Below are 16,826 nucleotides of genomic sequence, written 5' to 3'. Positions count from 1 at the left end.
GCCGCCTTTCGGCCGGGGGACCCGTCTCGCTTCGCTCGGCAAGGAGAATCCGTGCTCAGCTCGTTGCGACCCGCGCTCACGCGCCTTCGCAGATCCACCGCCGTCACGGTCGTCACCGTGGCAGCCGCCTCCCTGCTCACCTCGGCTCCCGCGCCCGCCGGCGCCGCGGAGAGCGCGGCCGCCGCGCTGCCCGCGGACTTCGCGACCATCATGAACGCCGCGAGCGGCAGATGTCTGGACGCCAGGGCGGCCGCCACCGCCAACGGCACCGTCGTGCAGCAGTACGCGTGCAACGGCTCCACGGCCCAGAACTGGAACTTCACGTCCACCAGTGACGGCTACGTGCGCATCAACAACCGCAACAACACCGGCCAGGTCGTGGACGTCGCCGACGTCTCCACCGCCGACAACGCGCCGGTCCACCTGTGGGCCTACGGCGGCGGCGCCAACCAGCAGTGGCTGCCCGTCGACGAGGGCGGCGGCGTCTACCGCTTCGTCAACCGGGGCAGCGGCAAGTGCCTGGACGACCCGGGCGCCTCGCTCGCCGACAGCGTGCAGTTCGTGCAGTACACGTGCAACGGCAGCGCCGCCCAGCGGTTCCAGGTGGTGCCGGTGAACCAGTCGACCGCGAACCCGGATCTCGGCCCGAACGTCGTCGTGTTCGACCCGTCCATGTCGTCCTCGACGATCCAGGGCAGGCTCAACACCATCTTCCAGCAGCAGGAGACGAACCAGTTCGGCTCCCAGCGCTACGCCGTCCTGTTCAAGCCGGGTTCCTACAGCGCGGACGTCAACGTCGGCTTCTACACGCAGGTCGCAGGTCTCGGTCTGTCCCCGGACGCGGTCACGATCAACGGCGCGGTGCACGCCGAGGCCGACTGGTTCCCGCCGCAGAACGCCACCCAGAACTTCTGGCGCGGCGCCGAGAACCTGTCCGTCAACCCGACGGGCGGCAGCGACCGTTGGGCGGTCTCGCAGGCCTCGGCTTACCGCCGGATGCATCTGCGCGGCAACCTCGCCCTGGACGACGGCGGCTGGTCCAGCGGCGGCCTGTTCGCCGACACCAAGGTCGACGGCCAGGTCAACTCCGGCACCCAGCAGCAGTGGCTGACCCGCAACTCCCAACTCGGCAGCTGGACCGGCTCCAACTGGAACATGGTCTTCGTCGGCAGCCAGGGCGTCCCGGGCACCAGCTTCCCCAATCCGCCGTACACCACGGTCGCGCAGAGCCCGGTCAGCCGGGAGAAGCCGTTCCTGTACGTCGACGGGGACGGCACGTACAAGGTGTTCGTGCCGTCGGTGCGGTCCAACTCCACGGGGACCAGCTGGGCCGGCGGATCCGCATCCGGCAGCTCGCTCGCGATGGACAGCTTCTACATCGTGAAGCCGGGGGCAACCGCCGCCGACATCAACGCGGCGCTGGCGGCAGGCAAGAACCTCCTGGTCACCCCGGGCGTCTACCACCTGAACCAGACGTTGCAGGTGAACCGAGCCGACACGGTCGTCCTCGGTCTGGGCCTGGCGACGTTCATCCCGGACAACGGCGTCACCGCGATGAAGGTGGCCGACGTCGACGGCGTGAAGGTCGCGGGCGTCCTCTTCGACGCGGGCACCACCAACTCGCCCACGCTGATGGAGGTCGGCCCGACGGGCTCCTCCGCCTCGCACTCCGCCAACCCGACGTCCCTGCACGACGTGTACTTCCGCGTCGGCGGCGCCGCCGTCGGCAAGGCGACCACCAGCCTCGTCATCAACAGCGACAACGTCATCGGCGACCACATGTGGATCTGGCGCGCCGACCACGGCGACGGTGTCGGCTGGAACACCAACACCGGCGACACCGGCCTGATCGTCAACGGCGACAACGTCACCGCGTACGGCCTGTTCGTCGAGCACTACCAGAAGTATCAGACCATCTGGAACGGCAACGGCGGCCGGACGTACTTCTACCAGAACGAGATGCCCTACGACCCGCCGAACCAGGCGGCGTGGATGAACGGCTCCACGCAGGGCTACGCCGCCTACAAGGTCGCCGACTCCGTCACCAGCCACCAGGCCTACGGCCTCGGCAGCTACTGCTTCTTCAACGTCAACTCGAGCGTGGCCGCCGAGCGCGCCATCGAGGCGCCGAACAACGCGGGAGTGCGGTTCACCAGCATGGTGACCGTCTCGCTCGGCGGCACGGGCACCATCCGGCACGTCGTCAACAACACGGGTGGCCCGTCCAACTCCACGACCAACGTGGCCAATCTGACGAGCTACCCGTAACGCGTCACTGAGCTCCGCCGTCGGCCGCGCCTCCGAACGAGGGGCGGCCGACCCACCCCCGACACCTCAAGGAGCGTCCTCGACCATGTCCATGACCCAGCTCAGACCCCGGCTCGCGATCTTCGCGGTGCTCGCCGCCGTCCTCACCGCCCTGCTCACCGTGACCCCCGCCCGGGCCGCCGACGGCACGATCACCGGCCTCGCCGGCAAGTGCGTCGACGTGGCGGGCGCGAGCAACGCCAACGGCACGGCCGTACAGCTCTACGACTGCAACGGGACCGGCGCGCAGATCTGGTCCAACTCCGGCGACGGCACCCTGCGTGCACTCGGCAAGTGTCTGGACGTCGCCGAGCGCAGCACGGCGGACGGCGCGGCGGTCCAGCTGTGGGACTGCTCGGGCGGTGCCAACCAGCAGTGGGTGGTCTCCGGCGCGCGCGACATCGTGAACCCGGCCGCGAACAAGTGCCTGGACGTCCGGGACAACAACAGCGCCAACGGCACCCGGCTGCAGATCTGGACCTGCAGCGGCGGAGCCAACCAGAAGTGGAACGCGCCCGCGAGCGGGGGCGGCGGCAACCCGTCCGGCTTCGTCGTCAGCGAGGCGCAGTTCAACCAGATGTTCCCGAGCCGGAATTCGTTCTACACGTACAGCGGCCTGACCGCCGCGCTGAGCGCCTACCCGGGCTTCGCGACCACCGGCAGTGACACGGTGAAGAAGCAGGAGGCGGCCGCCTTCCTCGCCAACGTCAACCACGAGACCGGCGGGCTCGTGCACATCGTCGAGCAGAACACCGCCAACTACCCCCACTACTGCGACTGGAACCAGCCCTACGGCTGCCCCGCGGGCCAGGCCGCCTACTACGGGCGCGGACCGATCCAGCTGTCCTGGAACTTCAACTACAAGGCCGCGGGCGACGCGCTCGGCCTGGACCTGCTGGGCAACCCCTGGCTGGTGCAGAACGACTCCGCCGTGGCGTGGAAGACGGGCCTTTGGTACTGGAACACGCAGTCCGGGCCGGGCACGATGACCCCGCACAACGCCATGGTCAACCAGGCCGGCTTCGGCCAGACCATCCGCAGCATCAACGGCTCCCTGGAGTGCGACGGGAAGAACCCGGCCCAGGTGCAGAGCCGCGTCGACGCCTACAACAGGTTCACCTCGATCCTCGGCGTCTCGCCGGGCGGCAACCTCTACTGCTGACGAAGCCGCTCAACAAGGAGACGCAATGCGCAAGTTGAGATCCCTCGCCCAGGCCGTCCTCGGCACCCTCGGTGCGATGACACTCGTCGTGGCCCTCCCGGCGAGTGCCCACGCGAACGTCCTGACCCTGCTGCCGCAGAATGCCGACGGCCTGGAGCAGACGTTCTCCCCGGCCTACGACTACGACGGTGACGGCTGCTACGCCACGGCCGCCATCGGCGCCGACGGCACCCTGAACCCGGGCCTGGGGCTCGGCGGCGACGTCAACGGCAAGTGCCACGACTACGCCCAGCTGGCCAACGCCAACACCTACTCGCGCGCTAAGTGCAACAACGGCTGGTGCGCGGTGATGTACGCCAGCTACTTCGAGAAGGACCAGATCACCCTCGGTCCGGCGGCCCTCGGGCACACGCACGACTGGGAGCACGTCATCGTGTGGACCAAGGACAACCAGGTCGAGTACGTGGCTGTGTCCCAGCACAACACCTACCAGCTGGCGGCCCGTTCGGCGATCCGCTTCGACGGCACCCATCCGAAGATCGTCTACCACAAGGACGGCGTCTCCAGTCACTGCTTCCGCTTCGCCAACACCAACGACGAACCGGCGGAGAACGGCAGCGGCAACTGGTTCTTCCCGCGCCTGGTCGGCTGGAACGGCTATCCGGCCGGATACCGCGACAAGCTCATGAGCGCCGACTTCGGCTCGGCCACCATCAAGATCGACGACGGCGACTTCCAGTGGGCTCTGGACTACGCCGGCCCGGACGGAATCCCCTTCGACCCATACGCCTGATGCCCGGCTGCAAGGTGGGACGAGAACGGCCCCGCAGGCGCCGGCCTGCGGGGCCTTTCCCATGTCCGCGGTCCTACACCTTGTTCGCGGTCCTACACCTTGTTCGCGCTCACCGGCCCACGAGCCTCGCGTGCCGCGCGGGCAAGGTCCATGTCCGTGGTCTCCGGGGCCAGGAACTGCGAGACCAGGCCGCCGAGCGCGAGCACCCCGGCGCCGATCAGCAGCACGAACTCCGCGCCGAACCGGTCCAGCCCCATCGGCAGCAGGAAGGTGCCGATGGCCGCGCCGACCCGGCTCATCGCGGTGGCGAAGCCGACGCCCGTGGTGCGCAGCGAAGTCGGGAAGACCTCCAGCGGGTAGATGGCGGTGAGCGCGCTGGAGGCGGCGTTGAGGAAGATGAAGAACAGGAAGCCGCCGACGATGACCGGGGTGGACGACGGCCACACGGCGACCAGCGCCAGACAGCCGGCGGTGATCCAGAACGGCGGGATGAGCAGCCTGCGCCGGCCGATCTTGTCCACGACGAGGCAGCCCGCCGTCACGCCGGCCACGGCGGTGAAGGAGTAGACGAGCAGCGCCGCGACCGCGTTGTCGCCCATGTTCAGGGCCTCGAAGACCTGCGTCCAGAACGTGCCGATGGCGAAGTACGGCAGGACGAGCGCGGCCCAGAAGACGCTGGCGAACACGGTGCTGCGCAGGTGCCGCTTGTTGAACAGCGCCCGGAAGCCCTCCCTCGCCGGTGCGTCGGACTCGTCGAGCTCGGCGTCGACGTCGACCTCGATGCCGTACTTCTCGATCAGCGCCTCGGCCTCCTCGCGGCGCCCCCTGCTCAGCAGCCAGCGGGCCGACTCCGGGATGCCGCCGCGCAGCGCGACGCACACCACGGCGATGACCGCGCTGCTGGCCAGGGACCACCGCCAGCCGCCGTCGACGTCCGCGAACAGGGCGCCGACGACCGTGGCCAGCGCATATCCGACGTACCAGCTGATCTCCAGGCTGGCCAGGAGGCGGCCGCGGCCCTGCCGGGGCGCGTACTCGGACAGCAGCGGCGCGCCGATGGCGTACTCGCCGCCGATCGCCACGCCCATCAGCAGGCGGATGAGGAAGAGCTGGGTGCCGTCGATGACGAAGAACTGCAGAACCGAGCCGATCAGGAAGATCAGCATGTCGACGAGGAACACCGGGCGGCGGCCGAAGCGGTCGGCGAGCCGGCCGAAGAGGGGGCCTCCGATGAAGATGCCGATCAGCGGGGAGGCGCCGACCAGTCCCTGCATGAAGGTGGAGAGGTGGAGGTCGGTGGTGAGCGCGGCCATGGCCATGCCGATGCCGCCGATGATGTAGCCGTCGATGCCCTGACCTATCTGCGTGGCGAGCTTCAACTTGGTGTGCAGACGGCGGCGTTCGCGGGTGTGGTCGGGGACTTCAGGCGTGCTGGGCTGATGCTGGGTCGCAGGCGTCATTGCCATGGGCGTTCCTTGTCATGAGCGGCGTGAGCGGAAGAGGGGTGCGGGGAAGGTCAGTTGGGCCAGTCCAGGGCGATGTACTGCGTCTCCAGGAAGGCTTCGATGCCTTCGCGGCCGCCCTCCCTGCCCAGGCCGGACTGCTTGACGCCGCCGAAGGGGGCGGCCGGGTCGGACAGCAGGCCGCGGTTGACGCCGACCATGCCGGCCTCCAGGCGTTCGGCGATGCGCAGGGCGCGGCCGACGTCGCGGGAGTAGACGTAGGAAGCCAGGCCGTGGACGGTGGCGTTGGCGCGGGCGAGCATCTCGTCCTCGTCGGTGAAGGTGGTGAGCGGCGCTACCGGTCCGAAGACCTCCTCGTGCAGGATCCGGGCGTCGTCGGGGACGTCGACGAGGACGGTCGCCGGGTGGAAGTGGCCGGGCCCGTCGGGCGTCGTGCCCTGTGCGGCGATCCGTGCGCCGCGGGCGAGGGCGTCGTCGACGAGGGAGCGGATCTTGTCGACGGCCGCCTGGTTGATCATCGGCCCGAGGGTGACACCGTCCTCCATGCCGGGTCCGACGCGAACGGCGGCCATGGCGGCGCCGAACTTCTCGGTGAACTCGGCCGCGACATCGGCGTGGACGTAGAACCGGTTGGCGGCGATGCAGACTTCGCCGCCGCCGCGCATCTTCGCGTCCATCGCGCCGCGCACGGCCGCGTCGACGTCGGCGTCCGCGCAGACAACGAAGGGGGCGTTGCCGCCCAGCTCCATCGTGACGTTGACGACGTTCGCCGCGGCCTGCTCCAGGAGCACCTTGCCGGTGGCGGTGGAGCCGGTGAAGGAGAACTTGCGCACCCGGTCGTCGCCGAGCCAGGCCGAGACGACCTCGGGGGCGCGGTCGGTCGGCAGGACGTTCAGCAGGCCGTCGGGCAGGCCGGCTTCGGCGAGCAGCGCGGCGATCGCGAGAGCGGTGAGCGGGGTCTCGGGGGCAGGCTTGAGCAGGACCGGGCAGCCCGCGGCGAGCGCCGGGGCGATCTTGCGGGTGGCCATGGCGGCCGGGAAGTTCCAGGGGGTGACGAAGGCGGTGACGCCGACGGGATGCTTGCGCACGACATGCCGGTAGCCGCCGGCCGGGGCGTCCCCGAAGGAGGAGCCGACGCGGACCGCCTCCTCGGCGAACCAGCGGAAGAACTCGGCGGCGTACCCGACTTCGGCCGCCGCGTCCCGGTGGGCCTTGCCGTTCTCCAGCACGATGAGCCGGGCGAGGGTGTCGGTGTGCTCGCGCATCAGCGCGAAGGTGTCGTGGAGGATCTCCGAACGGCGCCGGGCCGGTGTCGTGCGCCAGCCGGCCGCCGCCGACTGTGCCGCCTCGATCGCCGCGCGGGCGTCCTGAGCCCCCGCCGCGCCGACGTGGCGGATCAGCTCGCCGGTGGCCGGGTCGTGGACCGGGTAGGTCCGTCCGTCGGCGGCCGGGAGCCAGCGGCCGCCGAGGAACACATCGCCTTCCGCGAGCGGCGCCTTGGCCAGGAGGTCGATGCCGGCGAGGTTCATGAGCTGCTCTTTTCTCCGTTTCGGACGGGGCTCGTCCGATGCGCGGTGAATTTACGAGCGCGTCATACGGCCGACAAGGCCACTCCGACGGATCGAAACGGGGGTTGCTCTGAGGGCAACTCGCCGATCATGCCCGGCAGTACGGGGAGCCGTACGGCCGTCAGGTCAGCCGGGCCCGCAGCAGCGGAGTGCGGCGCGGTTCCCAGCCCAGCAGCGACGACACCCGTCCCGCCGCCCGGGCCGTCGTACGCCCCGCCTCGTCGAGACGCTCGCCGAGGCGGGCCTTGGGGGCGGAGATGTTGATCGCCGCGACGACCCGGCCCCGGAAGTCGCGCACCGGTGCCGACACGCCGACGAGCCCCTCCTCGAACTCCTCGCTCACCTGCGCGTAGCCCCGCCGCTTGGCGTCCTGGATGAGGGTCCACAGGTCCTGCACCGGCATCTCGCCGCTCGTGCCGAAGCGGACGTACAGCTCGTCGGGCGTGGCGTCGGCGAGCAGGACACGCCCCGCGGACAGCCGCCAGGCGGGCACCCCTCGTCCCTCCCAGCCGTGGACGCGGAAGGAGTGCCCGGAGACCGACAGCAGGGTGAGGACGTCGCGGTCGCTGAGCACGCACAGGTGGCTGGTCTCCTCCAGGTCCGCCGACAGGGTGTGCATGACCGGTTCGGCCACCCGCACCAGTCGGCTCTCGGAGGTGCGGGCCACCAGGGAGAACAGCCGCCAGCCGAGGCGATACTCCAGGGTGTCGGGGTCGCGCTCGACGATGCCCTCGGCGGCGAGGGCCTTCAGGGCCCGGGAGACCTGGGTCTTCTCGCGGCCGACCAGCTGCGCGAGGCGTACGACGCCGAGGCCACCGGCGTTCTGCGCCTCGTCGGAGGCGAGCGCCTCCAGCAGGTCGATGTCACGGCGCAGGCCGTGTCCGCGGGAGGCCGAGGAGGAGTCGGTCACGGGGTCATCGTATGCGTGCCCGTCGGCGAGGGAACCCCCAGGTCAGGCCGGAAGTTGTCAGGAGAGCAACGGGCATTTCGATTCCCGCGAGCGCCTTGCGAGGGGGTGGCGGCGGACCTAGATTCGCCGCATCGGGCCGGTGAACTGCGAGGTATGCGAGCTTTGCGCACACCTCGGCGGCTCGCCCGGTCCGGCGCCGCTTCCCGCTCCCGGAGATCCAGGAGATTCCATGCCTTCGCCCTTTGCCCCGACCGCGCTCATCGGCGAGTCCTTCGTCGGTGAGGGCGCCAACGCCGCCCACACGAACATCGTGATCGGACGCAAGGGCGGCCCCGTCGAGACCGCCTGGGCGACGGCTTTGGCCACCCCGAGCGCCGGGCACGTGCCGTTCATGACGGTCGTACGGCCGTCCGTGCCGGTGAAGCCGCTGACCCTGTTCGTGAACAAGGCCGCCGCCGGGGGCGAGCTGCACCAGCGCGCCACCTGGGGCTCCGCGCAGGCCGGCCTCGCGCAGGGGGTCGCGGACGCGGTCGACGACGGGCTGATCCCGGCCGAGGACGCCGACGACCTGCTGATCATCGCCGCGGTGTGGGTCAACCCGGCGGTCGACGACCTGGACGTCTCCTTCCGCAACCAGCGCACCGCCGCGTACGGCGCGGTGCGGGCCGCCGTGACCGGCACGCCCACCGTCTCCGACGTGCAGGCCGCCGCCAAGGAGGGCCCGGCCAACCCGTTCTACACGCCGACCGCCGAGGTGCTCGCCCGATGAAGATCACCGACATCACCCTGGACCGGCTGCGCCTGGAGCTGGACCCGCCGTTCCGCGCCGCCTGGGACCCGGAGCCGCGCCGGACCTTCGACGCGACGATCGTCCGCGTCCACACCGACGAGGGCGTCACCGGCATCGGCTCCGGCGACCTCATGGACGGCTTCGAGACGTACAAGCACCTGTTCGTGGGCGAGGACCCGCTCGACATCAACCGGCACGTCCGCGCGATCGAGACCGCCAACTTCCACGGCGCGCACTACTGGCCGCTGGAGGCCGCGCTGTGGGACGTCATCGGCAAGGTGCACGGCCGCCCCGTGTCGGAGCTCTTCGGCAACACGGCGAAGAAGCTGCCCGCGTACGCCTCCTCCGGCGAGCTCAAGTCCCCCGAGGAGCGGGTCGCCACCGCCCTGAAGGTGCGCGAGGCCGGATTCCGGGCCATGAAGATCCGGATCGACCGCAACCGCGTCGACGAGGGCATCGCGGCCGTACGCGCCGTACGCGAGGAGCTCGGGGCCGACTTCGAGATCATGGTCGACTTGAACCAGTCCTGGCGGATGGCGGGCGACACGGCGAACGCCTCCGACCTCGCCAAGACCCGCAAGACCATCGCCCGCCTCGCCGAGCTGGACGTCTTCTGGGTCGAGGAGCCGCTGCCGTACGCCGACCTCGACGGCTTCAAGCGGCTGCGCGCGGAGAACCCGGGGGTGCGGATCGCGGCCGGCGAGATGCACCACTCCCCCACCGAGCTGCTGCGCTACCTCGAAGAGGACGCCCTCGACATCTACCAGATGGACGTGGTCCTCGCGATCGGCATGCAGCGCGCCCGTACTCTGGCCGAGCTGGCGCACCTCAAGCACCGTCAGTTCACCCCGCACAGCTGGACCAACGGCATCGGCGTGCTCGCCAACCTGCATGTCGCGGCGGGCGTCGGCGGCGGCCCCTACTTCGAGTTCCCCTACGACCCGCCCGGCTGGACCCCCGAGCGCCGCGACTTCATGCTCGCCGAACCGGTCCGGGTGAACGCCGAGGGCGACCTGGAGATCCCGAACAGGCCCGGTCTCGGTGTCGAGCTGGACGAGGACGCGATCGACCGCTGGAGGATCAAGTGACGTACACGATCGACGAGTTGCTGGCCCGCTCGTACGACGAGTGGCTGGCCGCGGCGGGCAAGCTCACCTTCGAGACGCGCCTGTTCATCGACGGCTCCTTCACCGACGCCACCTCGGGCGACAGCTTCACCAGCGTCTCGCCGCGCGACGGTGCGGTGCTGGCCGAGGTGCAGGCCGCCGGGGCCGAGGACGTCGACCGGGCGGTACGGTCCGCGCGTGCCGCCTTCGAGGACGGCCGCTGGCGCGACCTCGCGCCGAAGGAGCGCAAGCGGATCCTGCTGCGCTGGGCCGAGCTGATCCGGGCGAACGCCGAGGAACTGGCGCTGCTCGACACGCTGGAGATGGGCAAGCCCATCACCGAGTCGGTGCGCATCGACGTCGACAAGGCCGCCGAGACCATCGCCTGGTACGCCGAGACCATCGACAAGACGTACGACGAGGTGGCGCCGACGCCCGGTGACGCGCTCGCGCTGATCACCCGGGAGCCGTTGGGAGTCATCGGCGCGGTTGTGCCGTGGAACTACGCGCTGCTGATCGCCAGTTGGAAGCTGGGCCCGGCGCTGGCCACCGGCAACAGCGTCGTCCTCAAGCCCGCCGAGCAGACCTCGCTCGCCGCGCTCAGGCTGGCGGCGCTCGCCTCCGAGGCGGGGCTGCCCGACGGTGTGTTCAATGTGGTCCCAGGGCGGGGCGAGGTCGCGGGGCAGGCCCTCGGCCGGCACTCCGAGGTCGACAAGATCGCCTTCACCGGCTCGGCGGAGGTGGCCCGGCTCTTCCAGGTGTACGCGGGCGAGTCCAACGGCAAGCAGGTCGCCGTGGAGGCGGGCGGCAAGTCGCCGCAGCTGGTGCTGGCCGACGCCGACATCGAGGCCGCCGCGTCCGCCGTGGCGTGGGGGATCTTCTACAACGCGGGGCAGACCTGCAACGCGGGCTCGCGGATCGTGGTCCACGCGTCGGTGAAGGACCGACTCCTCGATGCCGTACGGCAGATCACCGCGGACACTTTCCGGGTCGGCGACCCGCTCGACCCGGCCACCGTGATGGGGCCCATCGTCGACGAGGGCCAACTGGCCAAGATCCTGGGCTACATCGAGCGCGGCAAGGAGGACGGCGCGCGGGTCCTGCTGGGCGGCGGACGCACGCTCACCGAGTCCGGCGGCACCTTCGTCGAGCCGACCGTGCTCGACGGCGTCGTCAACACGTCCGTGGTCGGCCAGGAGGAGATCTTCGGCCCGGTCCTGGCCGTGGTGTCCTACGACGGCGACGTCGACGAGGGCGTACGGCTGGCGAACCAGAGCGACTTCGGGCTCGTCGCCTCCGTCTGGACCCGGGACGTGAAGGTCGCCCACCGCACCGCGAGGCGGCTGCGGGCCGGCACGGTGTGGATCAACACCTTCGACGCCAGCGACGTCATCACCCCCTTCGGCGGCTTCAAGGCCACCGGCGCGGGCCGCGACAAGTCCCTGCACGCGCTCGACGCGTACACGGCACTCAAGACCACCTGGATCGACCTGGCCTGAACGGCCATCGCCCGTCTCACCCGTACCCCGTCTCACCCGTACCCCGTCTCACCCGTACCCCATTTCACCTGTACTCCATTTCACCTGCACATAGCGAGGACATCGATGAGGATCGGTTTCATCGGCCTGGGCAACATGGGAAGCCACATGGCCCGCCACCTGATCCACGCGGGACACCTGGTCACCGTGTACGACACCCGGCCCGAGGCCGCCGTCGAGCATCTGGCGCTCGGCGCGCGCTGGGCCGACACGCCCGCGGCGTGCGCGACCGACGCCGAGCTGTTGATCACGATGCTGCCGAACCCGCGCGTCGTCGAGGCGGTACTGCTGCACGGCGGCGCCGCCGAGGCGCTGCCCGAGGGCGCCCTGTGGATCGACATGTCGACCTCCACCCCGGCCGCCGCGGAGCGGATAGCCACGGAGGTGCTGGACCGGCGCGGGGTGCGCCGCCTCGACGCCCCCGTCAGCGGCATGGCCCACGGCGCCGAGGCGGGGCGGCTGCAGATATTCGTCGGCGGGGCGGCGGACGACTTCCGGATGTGCCTGCCCGTCTTCGAGACCCTGGGCGACCCCGACAAGGTCCTGCACGTGGGCCCGCTCGGTGCCGGCTACACGGTCAAGCTGATGATCAACCTGCTGTGGTTCACGCATCTCGTCGCCACGTCCGAGGTGCTGGCCATGGGCACCAAGGCGGGCGTGGACCTGGGTGTGCTGCGCAGTTCGCTGCTTGCCAGCCCGGCCGCCTCGCACTTCCTGGAGCACGACGTGCTCTCCGTGCTGGTCGACGGCGACTACGACGACTCGTTCGCGATGGCCCTCGCCTGCAAGGACCTCGGACTGGCCGTCGACCTCGGCCGCGACGTGGGCGTCGCCACGGAGCTGTCCGCACTCGTGGAGCAGATCTACCGCCGCTCCCGGGCCCACCACGGCGACCTGGCCGGGGAGATGAGCCCGGTCCGCCTCTACGAGGCTCTGTCCGGACGGGAGTTCCGCCTGCCGAATCCGACCACCGCCCACGACGACGCGGCGCTGAGCCCCGTCTGATTCCGTTCCGTCGTGTCCGCCGAGCCGGTCAGTGCCGGCCCGGCGGACCCCCAGCCCCCTTCCCCGCCGCGTTTCCAGGAGCCGTACGCCATGGGCGAGTCCACCATCGACCAGCTGACCATCGACCCGACCTGCCGCATCGAGTTCGGCCCCGGCCGCGTCGCGGCCCTCCCGGAGCTGGTCTCTTCCCTCGGCATGAGCCGCGCGTTCGTGGTCACCGACCGCGGTCTGCGGGCCGCCGGCATCGTCGACCAGGTACTCAAGGCCCTGGACGCGGCGGGCGTGGAGCACGGCGTGTACGACGGTGTCGGCGCCAACCCGTCCACCGGCAACGTCGACGAGGGCGCCGCCCGGGCGCGCGCCTTCGGCCCGGCGGTCGTCGTCGCCCTGGGCGGCGGCTCGGTCCTCGACGCCGCGAAGGGCATCTCGCTGCTGGTCGGCAACGCGGATGCGGCGGCGGCCGACGCGGACGCCCTGTGGGAGGCGCTCGACGGCCTGCCGCTGATCGCGATCCCGACCACCTCGGGCACGGGCGCGGAGACCAACGGCTTCGGCGTCATCGAGGACACCGCCGCCTGCCGCAAGGTGTACCTCGGCCACCCCTCGGTCAAGCCGCGGATCGCGCTCCTGGACCCGGAACTGACGCTCGGCCTGCCCGCCCGGATCACGGCCGCCACCGGCATCGACGCCCTCGTGCACGGCATCGAGTCCCTCGCCTCGCGCGGCGCGAACCCGGTCTCGGCGGCATACGCGACACAGGCGGTGACCATGGTGGGGCGCTGGCTCCCGATCGCCTTCGACGACGGCTCCAACCTGGAAGCCCGCGCGCAGCTGATGCTCGGGGCGCACCTGGCGGGCCAGGCGCTGACCATCTCCGGCCTGGGCCTCGTCCACGGCATCGGCCACGCCCTGACCGCCCACACCGGCACCCCGCACGGCGTCGCCCTCGCCGCCGTCCTGGAGGAGGTCCTGGAGTTCAGCGCCCCGGCCGCGCAGGACGCCTACGAGCAGACCGCCCGCGCGCTGCGCCTCGACCCGCCCGCCGACGGCGACTGGGCCCGCGCCGCGATCGACGCCGTCCGCGAGATCTCCGGTGCCCTCGGCATCAAGCAGCCCCTGCGCGAACTCGGCGTCCGCCCGGACCTGTTGGGTCCCCTCGCCTCCGGCGCCCTCGCGGACGCCGTGACCCGGAACGCGCCGCGACAGCCCACGGAGCAGGACATCCTCGGGATCCTCGAAGCGGCCTACTAGCGCGCAGTCAGCGCCCGGTCCACACCGGCCGTCGCTTCTCCGTGAAGGCGCGGGCGCCTTCCTCGGCATCCTTCGAGTCGAGGACCGCACGATAGGCCGGCGTACCGGAGCCGCGCATCGTGGCGAACGCATCCTCCACCCGCCGGCCTTCCGTCATACGCGTGATCTCCTTGATCGCCGAGACGGCCAGCGGGGCGCCCCGGCTGATCCGGCTGGCCAGGGACAGCGCGGACGCGAGAAGCCTGTCGCCCGGCACCACCTGGTTGACGAGTCCCCAGCGAGCCGCTTCGGGGGCGGCCATCCGGCGCCCCGTGAGCAGCATCTCGGCGGCGATCGCCGCAGGGAGGCGCCGCGGCAGCCGCAGGACGCCCCCGGAGTCCGGGACCAGACCCAGCGTGACCTCGGTGAGGGCGAACTCCGCATGCTCGGCGGCCACGATCAGGTCGGCGGCGAGGGCGAGTTCGAAGCCGCCGCCGAGGGCGAGGCCGTTGACGGCGGCGATGACGGGCTTGTCCAGAGTGAAGAACTCGGTCAGTCCCGCGAAGCCGCCCGGCCCGTGATCGGCGTCGACCGCCTCTCCCGCCGCGGCGGCCTTGAGGTCCCAGCCGGCGCAGAAGAACCGCTCGCCGGCGCCGGTGACGATCCCGACCCGCAGCCCCGGATCGGTGCGCAGCCGCTCGAACGCGGCGTACAGCGCGCGGCTGGTGGCGACGTCCACGGCGTTGGCCTTCGGCCGGTCGAGGGTGACGACGAGGATTCCGTCGTCGGTGGTGAGCCGTACCGCGGAGTCGGTGACGGCGTCGGGCTCAGTCATGGGGCCGGTCCTCCTGCGCGGGACGGGTGAGTCGGATCAGTACGTCGGCGGCGTAGGCTCCGCGCCCCTCGGGGAGTACCAGCAGGGGATTGACGTCCAGTTCGGTGAGGTCGGCCGCGTGCTCGCGTGCGTAGGCGGCGACGGCGGTCACGGCCTCGACGACCGCTTCGGTGTCGGCCCTGGGCCGTCCCCGGTAGCCGTCGAGGAGCGGCCAGGTCCGCAGGGAGCGGAGCGCGGCGCGGATCTCGTCGGGCGTGGCGGGGAGGAGCACGGTGGCCGTGTCACGGAGCAGTTCCACGAGGACTCCGCCCGCGCCGACGGTCAGGGCGACGCCGAACTGGGGGTCGCGGTGCACGCCGACGATCAGCTCGGCCAGTTGGTCGCGCACCATCCGCTCGACGAGGAAGCGGCCCGGCAGGCCGTGGCGGAGCATGTCGTGAGCCGCCTGACGTACCTGTCCGGCATCCGCGAGGTCCAGGCGTACGGCTCCTGCCTCGGTCTTGTGCGTGAGGGTGGCCGAGACGGCCTTGAGGACGACGGGAAAGCCGAGCTCCCGGGCACGAAGGGCCGCTTCGTCGGGGCCGGCGGCGAGGGCCCCCTCGGGGATGGGCAGGCCGCCGGCGGCGAGGGCCCGTTTGCCCTGCCACTCGTCGAGGGTGCGGGACGTGCCGGTGTGCGGCGGCGGGTGGGCGGTGAGCGGCTGGATGTGGTCGGCACCGGCCCGCGCGGCACCCATGGCTGCTGCGGCGGCAATGGCGTCCAGGCATTCCGGGAGTCCCTGCATGGGGGCGATGCCCTCGTCGAGCAGCCGCGCTCCGGTCGACTGGGGCAGCCCTTCGGGGAGCGAGCTGACCAGACAGGTGGCGGACCGGACGGCCCGGTGCGCGGTGATCAGTGCTTCCACCGCCGTGTCCCAGGCCGCCGTGCCCCCGGTGCCCGGCCTGGGCAGGTCCAGGACGAGCAGCCGGGCGTCGACGTCGGCGTCAAGGACGGCCTCGTAGCACTCGGTCAGCGCCGTGCGGTCGCCCCAGATGTACGTGTGGTAGTCGAGGGGGTTGGCGACAGTGACGCGCTCGCCGAGCAGCGAGCTCAGCCGCTCCGCCGTCCGGTTCGCGAACCCCGGCAGCGTCACGCCGCGCGGCTGGGCGAGGTCGGCCACCAGGGAGGCCTCGCCGCCGGAGCAGCTCATCGAGGCGATCCGCGTGCCCTGCAGCGCCCCGTGCACGGTGAGGAACTTCAGCGTCTCCAGCAGCCCGGGCAGGTCGCGGACCCTGGCCACTCCGACGCGCCGGAACAGGGCATCGTAGAGCGCGTCCGATCCGGACAGGGAGCTGGTGTGGCTGAGGGCGGTCCGCGCGCCGAGCGGTGAGCTGCCGGCCTTCAACGCGACCAGGGGGACGCCCTGCCGCAGGGCCTTCAGGGCAGTCCGGGAGAATCCCGCCACGTCCTCCAGACCCTCGATGTGGAGTCCGATGGCCGTCACCCGGGGGTCGTCGAGCAGTCCCTCGACGAGCTCGTGCAGCCGCAGGCCCGCGCCGTTGCCGACAGCGATCAGGTACGACAGCGGGAGCGAGCGCCGGTGCATGGTCAGGTTGAGGCCGATGTTGCCGCTCTGGGTGATGATCGCGGGCCCGCGGGTGACCCTCGCGCCGCCGTGCCGGTCCGGCCAGAGGGCCGCGCCGTCGAGGTAGTTGAGGATGCCGTAGCAGTTGGGGCCGACGACGGCCATGTCCCCGGCCGCCGCCACCAGGCGCTGCTCCAGTTCGGTGCCGGCGCCACCGCTCTCGGCGAAGCCGGACGCGTAGCACACCGCCCCGCCGGCGCCGCGCCGGGCGAGAGCCGCGACGACGTCGACGGTCGGCTCGCGCGGTACGCCGACGAAGGCCGCGTCGGGTGCCTCGGGCAGGGCGTCCACGTCGGGGTGGCAGCGCAGCCCTTCCAGCGTGCGCCGCGTCGGATGCACGGGCCACAGGGCACCGTCGTAGCCGACGCTCCGGCACTGGCGGATCACCTCCGCCGCGTGCCGCCCGCCGAACACCGCGATGTGCCGGGGCGCCAGGAGGCGCTGGAGATTGCCGGCGCGGGCGGGCCGGGACGTGTCGAGGGAGGGCGATGCCAT

13 protein-coding genes are annotated in these 16,826 nt (G+C 71.4%); 8 read left to right on the top strand and 5 right to left on the bottom strand.

What is annotated here, in order from left to right; translation table 11 throughout:
* Positions 1–117: 117 nt before the first annotated feature.
* The 3 genes from OG254_RS42835 (at position 118) to OG254_RS42825 (ending at position 4,262) form a co-directional block, all read left to right on the top strand.
* Positions 118–2,268: an RICIN domain-containing protein gene (locus tag OG254_RS42835; RefSeq protein ID WP_405595534.1), complete on the top strand. Its 2,151-nt coding sequence runs from the start codon at positions 118–120 to the stop codon at positions 2,266–2,268.
* Positions 2,269–2,353: 85 nt separating this feature from the next.
* Positions 2,354–3,469 (top strand): glycoside hydrolase family 19 protein, encoded by a 1,116-nt coding sequence (locus tag OG254_RS42830; protein WP_405593080.1) that lies wholly within the window; start codon positions 2,354–2,356, stop codon positions 3,467–3,469.
* 25 nt (positions 3,470–3,494) lie between these two features.
* Complete coding sequence (locus OG254_RS42825; protein ID WP_405593078.1) at positions 3,495–4,262, top strand: NPP1 family protein; 768 nt, start codon at positions 3,495–3,497, stop codon at positions 4,260–4,262.
* Between the two features lie 92 nt (positions 4,263–4,354).
* Here the strand turns inward: OG254_RS42825 and OG254_RS42820 are convergent, their stop codons facing one another.
* The 3 genes from OG254_RS42820 to OG254_RS42810 form a co-directional block, all read right to left on the bottom strand.
* Entirely contained in the window at positions 4,355–5,728 is a 1,374-nt protein-coding gene (locus tag OG254_RS42820; RefSeq protein WP_405593076.1) for an MFS transporter, read from the bottom strand.
* A 50-nt stretch (positions 5,729–5,778) separates the two neighbouring features.
* The gene (locus OG254_RS42815; RefSeq protein WP_405593074.1) at positions 5,779–7,254 is read right to left on the bottom strand and encodes an NAD-dependent succinate-semialdehyde dehydrogenase; all 1,476 of its coding nucleotides are present in this window, start codon (positions 7,252–7,254) and stop codon (positions 5,779–5,781) included.
* 160 nt (positions 7,255–7,414) lie between these two features.
* On the bottom strand, positions 7,415–8,203 hold the full coding sequence (locus tag OG254_RS42810) for an IclR family transcriptional regulator (protein ID WP_405593072.1): 789 nt from the start codon (positions 8,201–8,203) through the stop codon (positions 7,415–7,417).
* 229 nt (positions 8,204–8,432) lie between these two features.
* Between OG254_RS42810 and fae the strand changes: the two genes are divergently transcribed.
* The 5 genes from fae (at position 8,433) to OG254_RS42785 (ending at position 13,893) form a co-directional block, all read left to right on the top strand.
* Positions 8,433–8,972, top strand: coding sequence for a formaldehyde-activating enzyme (fae, locus tag OG254_RS42805; RefSeq protein ID WP_405593070.1), 540 nt, complete (start codon positions 8,433–8,435; stop codon positions 8,970–8,972).
* A complete protein-coding gene (locus OG254_RS42800) occupies positions 8,969–10,081 on the top strand; it encodes a mandelate racemase/muconate lactonizing enzyme family protein (RefSeq protein ID WP_351200897.1) in 1,113 nt (370 codons plus the stop codon). Before fae ends, OG254_RS42800 begins: the two co-directional genes overlap by 4 nt.
* Positions 10,078–11,598 (top strand): aldehyde dehydrogenase, encoded by a 1,521-nt coding sequence (locus OG254_RS42795; protein WP_405593068.1) that lies wholly within the window; start codon positions 10,078–10,080, stop codon positions 11,596–11,598. Before OG254_RS42800 ends, OG254_RS42795 begins: the two co-directional genes overlap by 4 nt.
* Positions 11,599–11,703: 105 nt before the next feature.
* On the top strand, positions 11,704–12,642 hold the full coding sequence (locus tag OG254_RS42790; RefSeq protein ID WP_405593066.1) for an NAD(P)-dependent oxidoreductase: 939 nt from the start codon (positions 11,704–11,706) through the stop codon (positions 12,640–12,642).
* 12 nt (positions 12,643–12,654) lie between these two features.
* Entirely contained in the window at positions 12,655–13,893 is a 1,239-nt protein-coding gene (locus OG254_RS42785; protein WP_405593064.1) for an iron-containing alcohol dehydrogenase family protein, read from the top strand.
* Positions 13,894–13,900: 7 nt separating this feature from the next.
* Here the strand turns inward: OG254_RS42785 and OG254_RS42780 are convergent, their stop codons facing one another.
* Entirely contained in the window at positions 13,901–14,707 is an 807-nt protein-coding gene (locus OG254_RS42780) for an enoyl-CoA hydratase-related protein (protein ID WP_405593062.1), read from the bottom strand.
* A complete protein-coding gene (locus tag OG254_RS42775) occupies positions 14,700–16,826 on the bottom strand; it encodes an acetate--CoA ligase family protein (RefSeq protein ID WP_405593060.1) in 2,127 nt (708 codons plus the stop codon). Before OG254_RS42775 ends, OG254_RS42780 begins: the two co-directional genes overlap by 8 nt.

Origin of the sequence: Streptomyces sp. NBC_01092, assembly GCF_045039535.1 — a bacterium.
GTDB lineage: Bacteria > Actinomycetota > Actinomycetes > Streptomycetales > Streptomycetaceae > Streptomyces.
This window is presented reverse-complemented; position numbering and strand designations above follow the sequence as displayed.